Below are 13542 nucleotides of genomic sequence, written 5' to 3' on the forward strand. Positions count from 1 at the left end.
GACGCCAGATCAGTCAACACACATTCCAGATCAGCTCAATCCACCCGACTCAAAGAAGTCCAAAGCAACTGCGCCGCATACCCCCGATACGGCCGCCACGCTTCAGCCCGCGCCAGCAACTGCTTCGCCGTCACCGGCCCACCCTCCAGCGCCGCCAACGCATTGATCAACCCCACATCCCCGTTCGGAAACCCATCCATATCCCGCAGTTGCCGCAGGGCAATGTACTGAGCCGTCCAGTCGCCAATCCCGTGCAACGCGAGCAATCGCGCCACGCCGCCCTCACGCCCGGGCTCAAACAACAACGGATCATCCAGTAGCGCTTGAGCCACGCCAGACAGGGTTCGTCCGCGGCTTTTCGGCATCCCCAGCGTGGCCAGATCCGCCACCGCCAGAACCGCGGCCTCAGGGAATACATGGGTCAAACCATCCCGTGGCGAAGCCAAAGGAGCGCCATATTGCGCCAACAGTTTCCCCGCCAGTTTGATCGCCGCGCCGACGGTAATCTGCTGCCCCAACACCGCACGAATCGCCAACTCCAGACCGTCCCATGTCCCCGGCACGCGCAGCCCCGGACGCTCATCGATCAAGCGTGCAAGCAATGGATCAACCGCCAGATGACGATGAATCGTGGCCAGTTCGGCATCCAGATCAAACATCCGCCGTACCCGTGCGACGATCTCGGGCACGGCCGTCGGATCAGGAAAATCGAGCGTCAATTCCAGTGAGTCGGCTGTCGCAGGCTGGATCGACAGAGTGCCGTGAGCGCCGCTCAGGCTGATGCTGCGCGAGTAAACGCCGTCAGCCACGGTTTCCAGTCCCACAATCGCCCGTGCCGACAAAAATCCCAGCATCGCCGGCCAGTCATAGGGCGGTTCGAAACCCAGCGATAACCTCACAGCCTGAGCAACCCGCTGTACAGCCCATATGCCGCCAACCCGGCACCACTGAGGACGCAGGTAAAGATGCCCTTTTCGATGGCGGTGAAGACAGGCTTGCCCTGTTCATGCCGGGCCTTGGCGAACAGGATCACCCCCGGCGCATAGAGCAGCGCCGAAAGCAGCAGATACTTCAAGCCGCCGGCGTACAACAACCACACCGCATAGCTTAGGGCGACGCCACCGATCAGTAGATCCTTGGTCCGTTCTGCGGACGCGTGTTCATAGGTTTCACCGCGCCCACTCAACAACACCGCATATGCCGCCGACCACAGGTACGGCACGAGGATCATCGACGACGCGAGGTAGATCAGGCTGGTATAGGTGCTGGCGGCGAACAGGATGATCAGCAGGAAAAGCTGAATCATCACGTTGGTCATCCACAACGCGTTGATCGGCACGTGGTTGGCGTTTTCCTTGGTCAGGAACGCCGGCATGGTTTTGTCCTTGGCCGTGGCAAAGAGGATTTCGGCACACAACAACGCCCACGAGAGCAAGGCGCCCAACAGTGAAATCGCCAGGCCGACACTGATCAGCAGCGCGCCCCACGGACCGACGATATGCTCCAGCACCGACGCCAGCGACGGGTTCTGCAAAGTGGCCAGTTCCGGTTGACTCATGATCCCCAGCGACAGCACGTTGACCAGCACCAGCAGCGCCAGCACGCCGAGAAAACCGATGACCGTGGCCCGGCCGACGTCCGAACGTTTCTCCGCCCGCGCCGAATAGACACTGGCGCCCTCGATGCCGATAAACACAAAAACCGTGACCAGCATCATGTTGCGCACCTGGTCCATCACGCTGCCGAAACTCGGATTACTGCGCCCCCAGATGTCACGGGTAAACACGTCGGCCTGGAACGCCACCGCAGCGATCACGATGAACATGATCAGCGGTACCACCTTGGCCACGGTGGTCAGCAGATTGATGAACGCCGCCTCCTTGATCCCGCGCATCACCACGAAATGCACCGTCCACAGCAGCACCGACGCGCAGGCGATGGCGATCGGGGTGTTGCCCTCGCCAAACACCGGAAAGAAAAAGCCAAGGGTGCTGAACAGCAGCACGAAGTAGCCGACGTTGCCCAACCAGGCGCTGATCCAGTAACCCCACGCCGAGGAAAACCCCATGTAATCGCCGAAACCGGCCTTGGCGTAGGCGTACACCCCCGAATCGAGTTCCGGTTTGCGATTGGCCAGGGTCTGGAACACGAAAGCCAGGGTCAGCATCCCCACGGCCGTGATCGCCCAGCCGATCAGAATCGCACCGGCATCGGCCTTGGCCGCCATGTTCTGCGGCAGGGAAAAGATCCCGCCGCCAATCATCGAACCCACGACCAGAGCGATCAGCGCGCTCAGGCGAAGCTTGTGCGGGGCTTGCGACATTGTTGCGCCTCCAATGGCTTGGCAAATATCGGGACTAATTACCGATTAACTAAATGGGTAAAGCGTAATTACGTTTATTAGATAACGCCAATTTATGTCTTTTTATTAACGCTCGATAATTTCCACCCTCCATATACTCAATCGCTTTATAGATGAAGATTCATACAACAATTGCTTACTGAAAATTCACCCTGAAAATTTGCGTCTCAAAGAAAACGAACTAGCGTCATAAGTCCAAGCAATACGATGTGTTCCAAGATCAAAACAGAAAGCCTCTAGGACGGGCCTTTCAGGAAGTCGACTGGTGCCTGCAAACAGCCCGGAAACCGTTTTTTTGAATGTGTGCATGCACTGATCCAAGTCACCTGATTGAGTTGTAAACAGAACTACGCTGTGAACCCTCTTCACCTGCAATGGAGTCATGCAATGTCTGAAGCTCCCGGAAAACTTCGACTGGGTGCACTGGTTGCCCTGGTAGTCGGTTCAATGATCGGTGGAGGGATTTTTTCTTTGCCGCAGAACATGGCCGCCAGTGCTGACGTCGGCGCCATTCTGATTGGCTGGGCCATCACCGCCGTCGGCATGCTCACCCTCGCTTTTGTCTTCCAGACCCTCGCCAACCGCAAGCCCGACCTCGATGGCGGGGTTTACGCCTACGCCAAGGCCGGTTTCGGCGATTACATGGGTTTTTCTTCCGCTTGGGGTTACTGGATCAGCGCGTGGCTGGGCAACGTCGGCTATTTCGTATTGCTGTTCAGCACCCTGGGTTACTTCTTTCCGGTTTTCGGGGAAGGCAACACGGTGGCGGCGGTGATCGGTGCGTCCGTGCTGCTTTGGGCCGTTCACCTGCTGGTATTGCGCGGGATCAAGGAAGCCGCGTTCATCAACCTGGTGACCACCGTGGCCAAGATTGTGCCGCTGGTGCTGTTCATCTTGATTGCGGTGTTCGCCTTCAAACTGGACATCTTCACCGCCGACATCTGGGGCCTGAAGAACCCTGACCTGGGCAGCGTGATGAACCAGGTGCGAAACATGATGCTGGTCACCGTGTGGGTGTTCATCGGCATCGAAGGCGCGAGCATTTTCTCGGCCCGTGCGGAAAAACGCAGTGATGTGGGTAAAGCCACGGTGATCGGTTTTGTCACCGTGCTGCTCATCCTGGTGCTGGTGAACGTGCTGTCGCTGGGCATCCTGACCCAACCTGAACTGGCCAAGCTGCAAAACCCGTCGATGGCCGCCGTGCTGGAGCATGTGGTGGGTCAGTGGGGGGCGGTGCTGATCAGTGTCGGCCTGGTCATCTCGCTGCTCGGCGCGCTGTTGTCGTGGGTGCTGCTGTGCGCGGAGATCATGTTCGCCGCCGCCAAGGACCACACCATGCCGGCCTTCCTGCGCAAGGAAAACGCCAATCAGGTGCCGGTCAATGCGCTCTGGCTGACCAACGCGATGGTGCAGATTTTCCTGGTCATCACGCTGTTTTCGGCCAGCACCTATCTGTCGCTGATCTATCTCGCCACCTCGATGATCCTGGTGCCATACCTGTGGTCGGCGGCCTACGCCTTTCTGCTGGCAGTGCGCGGCGAAAGCTACGAAGGCGCGCCGGGCGAGCGGCAGAAGGATCTGATCATCGGCGCCATCGCCCTGATCTACGCGATCTGGCTGCTGTATGCCGGCGGTACCAAGTATCTGCTGCTCTCAGCCCTGCTTTACGCCCCCGGCGCGATCCTGTTCGCCAAGGCCAAGATGGAAATCAACAAACCGGTCTTCACCAACGTCGAGAAGCTGATTTTCGCTGCGGTGGTCGTGGGCGCGCTGGTGGCGGCCTACGGTCTCTATGACGGCTTCCTGACCCTGTAATTCGATTGTTTTGTCATCTGGAGGATCACTGAAATGACCACGGAAAAAGTTAAGTACGGCGTCCACTCCGAAGCCGGAAAACTGCGCAAAGTCATGGTTTGCTCCCCCGGCCTGGCCCATCAGAGGCTGACCCCGAACAACTGCGACGAACTGCTTTTCGACGATGTGCTGTGGGTGGCCCAGGCCAAGCGCGACCATTTCGACTTCGTCACCAAAATGCGTGAACGCAACGTCGACGTGCTGGAAATGCACAACCTGCTGACCGACATCGTCGCCATCCCCGAAGCGCTCGACTGGATTCTGGAGCGCAAAATCACTGCTGACTCGGTCGGCCTCGGCTTGATCAACGAAACAAGTTCGTGGTTGCGCAGCCTGGAACCACGGCACATCGCCGAGTACCTGATCGGCGGCGTTTCCGGCGATGATCTGCCGAGCAGTTTTGGCGGCAAGTCCATCGAGATGTTCCGCGACTTTCTCGGCAAAACCAGCTTCATCCTGCCGCCGCTGCCCAACACTCAATTCACCCGCGACACCACCTGCTGGATCTACGGTGGCGTAACGCTTAACCCGATGTACTGGCCGGCACGCCGTCAGGAAACCTTGCTCGCCACCGCCATTTACAAATTCCACCCCGAGTTCACCAACGCCGACTTCCAGATCTGGTACGGCGACCCGGACAAGGACCACGGCAACTCCACCCTCGAAGGTGGCGACGTGATGCCGATCGGCAACGGCGTGGTGTTGATCGGCATGGGCGAACGCTCGTCCCGTCAGGCCATCGGCCAATTGGCGGTCAACCTGTTCAAGAACAAGGCCGTGGAAAAAGTCATCGTTGCCGGCCTGCCGAAATCCCGCGCAGCGATGCACCTGGACACGGTGTTCAGCTTCTGCGACCGCGACGTGGTGACGATCTTCCCGGAAGTGGTGAACCAGATCGTCGCCTTCACCCTGCGCCCCGACGAAAGCAAACCGGGCGGCATCGACATCCGCCGTGAAGAAACCAACTTCCTCGACACCGTGGCCCAGGCCCTCAACCTCAAGGCCCTGCGCGTCGTCGAAACCGGCGGCAACAGCTTCGCCGCCGAGCGCGAGCAATGGGACGACGGCAATAACGTGGTCGCCGTGGAACCGGGGGTGGTCATCGGCTACGACCGCAATACCTACACCAATACTTTGCTGCGAAAGGCCGGGGTGGAAGTCATCACCATCAGCGCCGGCGAACTCGGACGCGGGCGCGGCGGCGGCCACTGCATGACCTGCCCGATCATCCGCGATCCGATCGACTACTAACCTATTAGCCTCGGCCCGCACTTACCGAGTGCGGGCCAAGGGGATAACCGACACCTTAGGAGATCCAAAATGGCGTTCAATATCCATAACCGCAATCTGCTGAGCCTGGAACACCACACCCCTCGCGAATTGCGCTACCTGCTCGACCTGTCGCGCGACCTCAAGCGCGCCAAATACACCGGCACCGAACAGCAACACCTCAAAGGCAACAACATCGCGCTGATCTTCGAAAAGACCTCGACCCGCACGCGCTGTGCGTTCGAAGTCGCGGCCTATGACCAAGGTGCCAACGTCACCTACATCGACCCGAACTCCTCACAGATCGGCCACAAGGAAAGCATGAAGGACACCGCCCGCGTACTGGGGCGCATGTACGACGCGATCGAGTACCGGGGTTTCAAACAGGAAATCGTCGAAGAGCTGGCCAAGTTTGCCGGCGTCCCGGTGTTCAACGGTTTGACCGATGAATACCACCCGACGCAAATGATCGCCGACGTGCTGACCATGCGTGAACACGCCGACAAACCGATCCACGAAATCAGCTACGCCTACCTCGGTGATGCCCGTAACAACATGGGCAATTCGCTGCTGCTGATCGGCGCCAAGCTCGGCATGGACGTGCGCATCTGCGCGCCGAAAGCGCTGTGGCCGGCGGACGATCTGGTGGGCCGCTGCAAACAATATGCTGAGGACAGCGGTGCCCGGATCACCCTCACCGAAGACCCGAAAGCCGCCGTCAAAGGCGTGGACTTCATCCACACCGACGTTTGGGTTTCGATGGGCGAACCGGTGGAAGCCTGGGCCGAGCGCATCCAGCAACTGCTGCCGTATCAGGTCAACGCCGAACTGATGAAAGCCACCGGCAACCCGCGCACCAAGTTCATGCACTGCCTGCCGGCCTTCCACAACAGCGACACCAAGGTCGGCAAGCAGATTGCCGAGCAGTACCCGCACCTGAAGAACGGCATCGAAGTGACCGATGACGTCTTCGAGTCGCCCGCCTGCATCGCCTTCGAGCAAGCGGAAAACCGCATGCACACGATCAAGGCGATTCTGGTGTCGACGTTGGCTGACTTGTAACGGACCACTCAGCTCCCACTGACGGAACAGGGTCAATGTGGGAGCTGGCCTGCCAGCGATTGCAATGTGTCAGTCACCATCATCATGGATTGATCGATCGCAATCGCTAGCAGGCTAGCTCCCACAAGGGGCCAGTTCCGACAGTGCGATCAAGTCGTTTGCCTTTTCTCTGCTTAGAAGGACTTGCACCATGCGTATCGTCGTAGCTCTGGGCGGTAACGCCCTGCTTCGCCGGGGTGAACCGATGACCGCTGACAACCAGCGCGCCAACATCCGGATCGCCACCGAACAGATCGCCAAGATCCATCCCGGCAACCAACTGGTCATCGCCCACGGCAATGGCCCGCAAGTCGGTCTGCTGTCGCTGCAAGCGGCGGCGTACACCTCGGTTTCGCCCTATCCGCTGGACGTGCTCGGCGCCGAAACCGAAGGCATGATCGGCTACATCATCGAACAGGAACTTGGCAACCTGCTGGACTTCGAAGTGCCCTTCGCGACCCTGCTGACCCAGGTCGAAGTCGATGCCAATGACCCGGCGTTCCAGAACCCCACCAAACCCATCGGCCCGGTGTACACCAAGGCCGAGGCGGAAAAACTCGCTGCCGAAAAAGGCTGGGCCATCGCCCCGGACGGCGACAAATACCGTCGCGTGGTCGCCAGCCCCAAACCGAAACGCATCTTCGAAATCCGCCCGATCAAATGGCTGCTGGAAAAAAGCAGCATCGTCATCTGCGCGGGCGGTGGCGGCATTCCGACCATGTACACCGCCCCCGGCAAACTGGAAGGTGTCGAGGCGGTCATCGACAAGGATCTGTGTTCGGCGCTGCTGGCCGAACAACTTGAAGCTGACCTGCTGGTGATCGCCACCGACGTCAACGCCGCGTTCATCGACTTCGGCAAACCCACGCAGAAATCCATCACCCAGGCGCACCCCGACGAAATGGAAAAACTCGGCTTCGCCGCCGGCTCCATGGGACCGAAGGTGCAGGCAGCCTGCGAGTTTGCGCGCCATACTGGAAAAGTCGCGGTCATCGGCTCGCTCGCGGACATCGAAGCGATCGTCCAGGGCAACGCTGGCACCCGCATCAGCACAGCGACTCCGGGCATTACTTACTCGTAAGGAGAGACGTCTATGGCACAGTTTGAGCCAGGTCACTTGCACATCGAACGTCATGCGCTGACCCCGGATGATGTCAGCTACAACCTGCACCTCGACTATGAAGTCAGCAAGGATGACAAAGGTGAAAAAGGCATCCAGTTCACCCTGCATGGCAGCATTCAGGGCAAGGATATGTCCGAGCCCTTCTTCCTGCCCAAGGAGGAGGCCTACAACTTCGCCAGCAACGTGACGAAAATCGCCGAGAAGTACGGGATTCCGAAGACACACAGCCAGATCGGCTCGGTCCACAAGCATTACGACTTGATGTTTGAAGACATCCGGGAGCAGTTGAATATGAAATCAGGCGACCCGGTAAACCCTGAACACTTCGAGTAACCCTCATACCTTGTGGGAGCGGGCTTGCTCGCGAAAGCGGTATGCCAGTCGCAATCAATGTCGAATGTCAGACCGCTTTCGCGAGCAAGCCCGCTCCCACAAGGGGGATCATCGCGCCATTGAAGTCCGTGCAACATTTCACCATTCGCCCGCCCCAAGGCATACTTGCCACCCTCCGCAATCCAGAACCCGAAAGCGCCCCATGCGTATCCACGTCAGCTTCATCGACCGCGTCGGCATCACCCAGGAAGTCCTGGCCCTGCTCGGTGGGCGCAATCTCAATCTGGATGCGGTGGAAATGGTCCCGCCCAACGTCTACATCGACGCCCCGACCCTGAGCCCGGAAGTCCTCGAGGAGCTGCGTGATGCGCTGTTCAGCGTGCGCGGCGTGCAAGCGGTGACGGTCGTCGACATTCTTCCCGGCCAGCGCCGGCACTTGCAGCTCGACGCGTTGCTCGCGGCGATGACCGACCCGGTGCTGGCGCTGGACAGCGATGGCAAGGTGCTGCTGGCCAACCCGGCATTGATCGCCCTGTACGGTCGCGAACCGGCCGGCGAAAGCATCGCCGAGCTGTTTGCCGACCCGGCGTTGCTCGATGCCTTGCTCGAACACGGCTTTCGCTTGCCGCTGCGGGAAATCACGGTCAACGGCCAGACCTTGTTGCTGGACGCCACGCCGATCACCGACGCCGGCGCCCTGCTCACGCTCTATCAACCAAACCGTATCGGTGAACGCCTGTCGGCACTGCATCACGATCACGCCGAAGGTTTCGATGCGCTGCTCGGCGAGTCGCCGGTGATCCGCACGCTCAAGGTTCGCGCGCAACGGGTGGCGGCCCTCGATGCGCCGTTGTTGATCCAGGGCGAAACCGGCACCGGCAAGGAACTGGTGGCCCGGGCCTGCCACGCCATCAGCGCGCGACACAGTTCACCGTTTCTGGCACTGAACTGTGCGGCATTGCCGGAGAACCTCGCCGAAAGCGAACTGTTCGGCTACGCCCCTGGCGCCTTCACCGGCGCACAACGCGGTGGCAAACCGGGGCTGATGGAATTGGCCAACCAGGGCACGGTGTTTCTCGACGAAATCGGCGAGATGTCGCCGTACTTGCAGGCCAAGTTGCTGCGCTTTCTCAACGACGGCAGCTTCCGTCGCGTGGGTGGTGATCGCGAGGTGAAGGTCAACGTGCGGATTCTCAGTGCGACTCACCGCGACCTGGAAAAAATGGTCAGTGAAGGTCAGTTCCGTGAAGACCTGTTCTATCGCCTCAACGTGCTCAATGTCGAAGTGCCGCCGCTGCGCGAACGCGGCCAGGACATCCTGCTGCTAGCCCGCTACTTCATGCAGCAAGCTTGCGCACAAATCCAGCGCCCGGTCTGTCGCCTGGCACCGGGCACTTACCCGGCACTGCTGGGCAACCGCTGGCCGGGCAATGTGCGGCAACTGCAAAACGTGATCTTCCGCGCCGCCGCTATCTGCGAAAGCAGCCTGGTGGACATCGGCGACCTCGACATCGCCGGCACCTCGGTCGCACGCCAGAGCGATCACGACGTCGACAGCCTGGAACAGGCCATGGACGAGTTCGAGAAAACCCTGCTGGAAAAACTCTACGTCAGCTACCCCTCGACCCGCCAACTGGCCAGCCGCCTGCAAACCTCGCATACGGCGATTGCCCATCGGTTGCGCAAGTACGGCATCCCCGGCAAGGCCTGACACAAAACAACCTGTGGGAGCCAGCCTGCTGGCGATGGAGCCATATCAGCCAACATCGTTATTGCCTGTCACACCGCAATCGCCAGCAGGCTGGCTCCCACAGGTTTTGAGTCCGACCCGCAAATCCCACTCCAAAAACGACCTCCACCTGTACTGAAAGCGCTACAGCGGAACGATATCGCTACACCCCTCTTCGATCACGGCTGCGCAAGGCTTTGATCCACCTCGGCTTTTATCCATGCCACCTGCCGTATCGATTTCGCTACAGCTATCGAATTTTTTCGACCTCCACAACCCTCCAAATCATTGATTCCAATAGCAAAAACAACATTGGCCGCGATCTTGCTATGTAGTCCGTCATAACCAGGGCATTGCCCAAGCATTCAATCGCGTCCACCAGACGAGTCTGGCCCCCTTAGGAGTTTCCATGAGCGAGTTGCGTTTTACTGAAGATCACGAATGGCTGCGCACCGAAGCTGACGGCAGCGTTACAGTCGGCATCACCGCTTTCGCACAGAACGCCTTGGGCGACGTGGTTTTCGTACAACTGCCTGAGCTGCAGTCCTACGACAAAGGCGCCGAAGCCGCCACCGTGGAATCGGTAAAAGCCGCCAGCGGCGTGTACATGCCGCTCGACGGCGAAGTGCTGGAAGTGAACCCGGCGCTGGACAGCAGCCCTGAACTGGTCAACGAAGATCCGCTGGGCGAAGGCTGGTTCTTCCGCTTCCAGCCTGCCGACGCTGCGGCTGTCGGCCAACTGCTGGATCAGGACGCCTACGACCGCCTGATCAAAGCCCAAGCCGAAGCCTGAGGAGCGCTGACATGACCCAAGTGAATCTGACCACCGCCAACGAATTCATCGCCCGTCACATCGGCCCGCGCGCCGGTGACGAGCAAGCCATGCTCAACAGCCTCGGCTTCGACTCGCTGGAAGCCCTGAGCGCCAGCGTGATTCCGGACAGCATCAAGGGCACCAGCGTACTGGGCCTGGAAGACGGTCTGAGCGAAGCCGACGCCCTGGCGTTGATCAAGTCCATCGCCGGCAAAAACCAGCTGTTCAAGACCTTCATCGGCCAGGGCTACTACGGCACCCACACGCCGTCGCCGATCCTGCGCAACCTGCTGGAAAACCCGGCCTGGTACACCGCCTACACCCCATACCAGCCGGAAATTTCCCAGGGCCGTCTCGAAGCGCTGCTGAACTTCCAGACCCTGATCAGCGACCTCACCGGCCTGCCGATCGCCAACGCCTCGCTGCTCGACGAAGCCACCGCCGCTGCCGAAGCCATGACTTTCTGCAAACGCCTGAGCAAGAACAAAGGCAGCCACCAGTTCTTCGCTTCCGTGCACTGCCACCCGCAAACCCTCGACGTACTGCGCACCCGTGCCGAGCCGCTGGGCATCGACGTGGTGGTTGGCGACGAGCGCGAACTGAGCGACGTGACGCCGTTCTTCGGCGCCCTGCTGCAATACCCGGCGAGCAACGGTGACGTGTTCGACTACCGCGAGCTGACCGAACGCTTTCACGCTGCCAACGCTCTGGTAGCCGTGGCCGCTGACCTGCTGGCCCTGACCGTGCTGACCCCGCCGGGCGAATTCGGCGCCGACGTGGCCATCGGCAGTGCACAACGCTTCGGCGTGCCGCTGGGCTTCGGTGGCCCGCACGCCGCCTACTTCTCCACCAAGGATGCGTTCAAGCGTGACATGCCGGGTCGTCTGGTCGGCGTTTCCGTGGACCGTTTCGGCAAGCCGGCCCTGCGCCTGGCCATGCAGACCCGCGAGCAACACATCCGCCGCGAGAAGGCCACTTCCAACATTTGCACCGCGCAAGTATTGCTGGCCAACATCGCCAGCATGTACGCCGTGTACCACGGCCCGAAAGGCCTGACGCAGATTGCCAACCGCGTGCATCACCTGACCGCGATTCTCGCCAAAGGCTTGACCGCTCTGGGCCTGAACGTCGAGCAGGAAAACTTCTTCGACACCCTGACCGTGGCCACCGGTGCCGACGCCGCCAAACTGCACGATCAGGCACGCGCCCAGCAGATCAACCTGCGCGTCGTCGACGCTGAACGTCTGGGCCTGTCCCTCGACGAAACCAGCACCCAGGCCGACGTTGAAACCCTGTGGGCCTTGCTGGCCAACGGCAAGACCCTGCCGGACTTCGCTGCGCTGGCTAGCAGTGTTGAAAGCACCATTCCTGCCGCACTGGTACGTCAGTCGCCAATCCTCAGCCACCCGGTGTTCAACCGCTATCACTCGGAAACCGAGCTGATGCGCTACCTGCGCAAACTGGCGGACAAGGACCTGGCGCTGGACCGCACCATGATCCCGCTGGGTTCGTGCACCATGAAACTCAACGCCGCCAGCGAAATGATCCCGGTCACCTGGGCTGAATTCGGTGCCCTGCACCCGTTCGCTCCGGCCGAGCAAAGTGCCGGCTACCAGCAACTGACCGACGAACTGGAAGCGATGCTCTGCGCCGCCACCGGTTACGACTCGATCTCGCTGCAACCGAACGCCGGTTCGCAAGGTGAATACGCCGGTCTGCTGGCAATCCGCGCCTACCACCAGAGCCGTGGCGAAGACCGTCGCGACATCTGCCTGATCCCGTCGTCGGCCCACGGCACCAACCCGGCCACCGCCAACATGGCCGGCATGCGCGTTGTCGTCACCGCGTGTGACGCCCGTGGCAACGTTGATATCGAAGACCTGCGTGCCAAAGCCATCGAGCACCGCGAACACCTCGCTGCGCTGATGATTACCTACCCGTCGACCCACGGCGTGTTCGAAGAAGGCATCCGCGAAATCTGCGGCATCATTCATGATAACGGCGGCCAGGTTTACATCGACGGCGCCAACATGAACGCGATGGTCGGCCTCTGCGCACCGGGCAAGTTCGGCGGCGACGTATCGCACCTGAACCTGCACAAAACCTTCTGCATTCCACACGGCGGTGGCGGCCCGGGCGTCGGCCCGATTGGCGTGAAATCGCACCTGACCCCGTTCCTGCCGGGCCACGCCCAGATGGAACGCAAGGAAGGCGCGGTCTGCGCGGCACCGTTCGGCAGCGCAAGCATTCTGCCGATCACCTGGATGTACATTCGCATGATGGGTGGCGCAGGCTTGAAGCGCGCCTCGCAGCTGGCAATCCTCAATGCCAACTACATTTCCCGTCGCCTCGAAGAGCACTACCCAGTGCTCTACACCGGTAGCAACGGCCTGGTAGCGCACGAGTGCATCCTCGACCTGCGTCCACTGAAAGACAGCAGCGGCATCAGCGTCGATGACGTGGCCAAGCGTCTGATCGACTTCGGTTTCCACGCCCCGACCATGTCGTTCCCGGTGGCCGGCACGTTGATGATCGAGCCGACCGAAAGCGAATCCAAGGAAGAACTGGACCGCTTCTGCGACGCCATGATCCGCATCCGCGAAGAAATCCGCGCAGTGGAAAACGGCACGCTGGACAAGGACGACAACCCACTGAAAAACGCCCCGCACACCGCGGCGGAGCTGGTCGGTGAGTGGTCGCACCCGTACAGCCGCGAGCAAGCCGTTTACCCGGTTGCGTCGCTGATCGAAGGCAAGTACTGGCCGCCGGTCGGTCGCGTCGACAACGTCTTCGGTGATCGCAACCTGGTTTGCGCCTGCCCGTCGATCGAAAGCTACGCTTAACGAATAAGGGGGCGGATTTATCCGCCCCACTTTCCAGAACACCGCACTCCCCTGTAGGAGCAAAGCTTGCTCGCGATAGCCGTTACACGGTTTATCTGATGAACCCCGTCATCG

The 13542-nt window shown here is 60.4% G+C and carries 10 protein-coding genes; 8 read left to right on the forward strand and 2 right to left on the reverse strand.

Annotation, left to right across the window (positions count from 1 at the left end; translation table 11 throughout):
• Nucleotides 1-35: 35 nt before the first annotated feature.
• Both V6Z53_RS26760 and arcD (V6Z53_RS26765) read right to left on the reverse strand, forming a co-directional pair.
• On the reverse strand, nucleotides 36-899 hold the full coding sequence (locus tag V6Z53_RS26760) for an AlkA N-terminal domain-containing protein (RefSeq protein WP_338582606.1): 864 nt from the start codon (nucleotides 897-899) through the stop codon (nucleotides 36-38).
• Entirely contained in the window at nucleotides 896-2323 is a 1428-nt protein-coding gene (gene arcD, locus V6Z53_RS26765) for an arginine-ornithine antiporter (RefSeq protein WP_338582607.1), read from the reverse strand. Before arcD (V6Z53_RS26765) ends, V6Z53_RS26760 begins: the two co-directional genes overlap by 4 nt.
• 426 nt (nucleotides 2324-2749) lie before the next feature.
• On the opposite strand from arcD (V6Z53_RS26765), the gene arcD (V6Z53_RS26770) reads away from it, so the two are divergent.
• The 8 genes from arcD (V6Z53_RS26770) to gcvP all read left to right on the forward strand — a co-directional run bounded on the left by arcD (V6Z53_RS26770) (nucleotide 2750) and on the right by gcvP (nucleotide 13428).
• Entirely contained in the window at nucleotides 2750-4177 is a 1428-nt protein-coding gene (gene arcD, locus V6Z53_RS26770; RefSeq protein ID WP_338582608.1) for an arginine-ornithine antiporter, read from the forward strand.
• A gap of 33 nt (nucleotides 4178-4210) precedes the next feature.
• Entirely contained in the window at nucleotides 4211-5467 is a 1257-nt protein-coding gene (gene arcA / locus V6Z53_RS26775; RefSeq protein ID WP_338582609.1) for an arginine deiminase, read from the forward strand.
• A 69-nt stretch (nucleotides 5468-5536) separates the two neighbouring features.
• The gene (locus V6Z53_RS26780; protein WP_338582610.1) at nucleotides 5537-6547 is read left to right on the forward strand and encodes an ornithine carbamoyltransferase; all 1011 of its coding nucleotides are present in this window, start codon (nucleotides 5537-5539) and stop codon (nucleotides 6545-6547) included.
• Nucleotides 6548-6737: 190 nt separating this feature from the next.
• On the forward strand, nucleotides 6738-7667 hold the full coding sequence (gene arcC, locus V6Z53_RS26785) for a carbamate kinase (RefSeq protein ID WP_338582611.1): 930 nt from the start codon (nucleotides 6738-6740) through the stop codon (nucleotides 7665-7667).
• A 12-nt stretch (nucleotides 7668-7679) separates the two neighbouring features.
• A complete protein-coding gene (locus V6Z53_RS26790) occupies nucleotides 7680-8042 on the forward strand; it encodes a DUF5064 family protein (protein WP_338582612.1) in 363 nt (120 codons plus the stop codon).
• Nucleotides 8043-8244: 202 nt separating this feature from the next.
• Nucleotides 8245-9753: a sigma-54-dependent transcriptional regulator gene (locus tag V6Z53_RS26795; protein WP_338582613.1), complete on the forward strand. Its 1509-nt coding sequence runs from the start codon at nucleotides 8245-8247 to the stop codon at nucleotides 9751-9753.
• A 427-nt stretch (nucleotides 9754-10180) separates the two neighbouring features.
• On the forward strand, nucleotides 10181-10564 hold the full coding sequence (gene gcvH / locus V6Z53_RS26800; RefSeq protein WP_150703051.1) for a glycine cleavage system protein GcvH: 384 nt from the start codon (nucleotides 10181-10183) through the stop codon (nucleotides 10562-10564).
• Nucleotides 10565-10575: 11 nt separating this feature from the next.
• Nucleotides 10576-13428, forward strand: a complete 2853-nt coding sequence (gene gcvP / locus V6Z53_RS26805) for an aminomethyl-transferring glycine dehydrogenase (RefSeq protein ID WP_338582614.1) — start codon at nucleotides 10576-10578, stop codon at nucleotides 13426-13428.
• Nucleotides 13429-13542 lie beyond the last annotated feature (114 nt).

This window comes from Pseudomonas sp. MAG733B (genome assembly GCF_036884845.1).
GTDB lineage: Bacteria > Pseudomonadota > Gammaproteobacteria > Pseudomonadales > Pseudomonadaceae > Aquipseudomonas.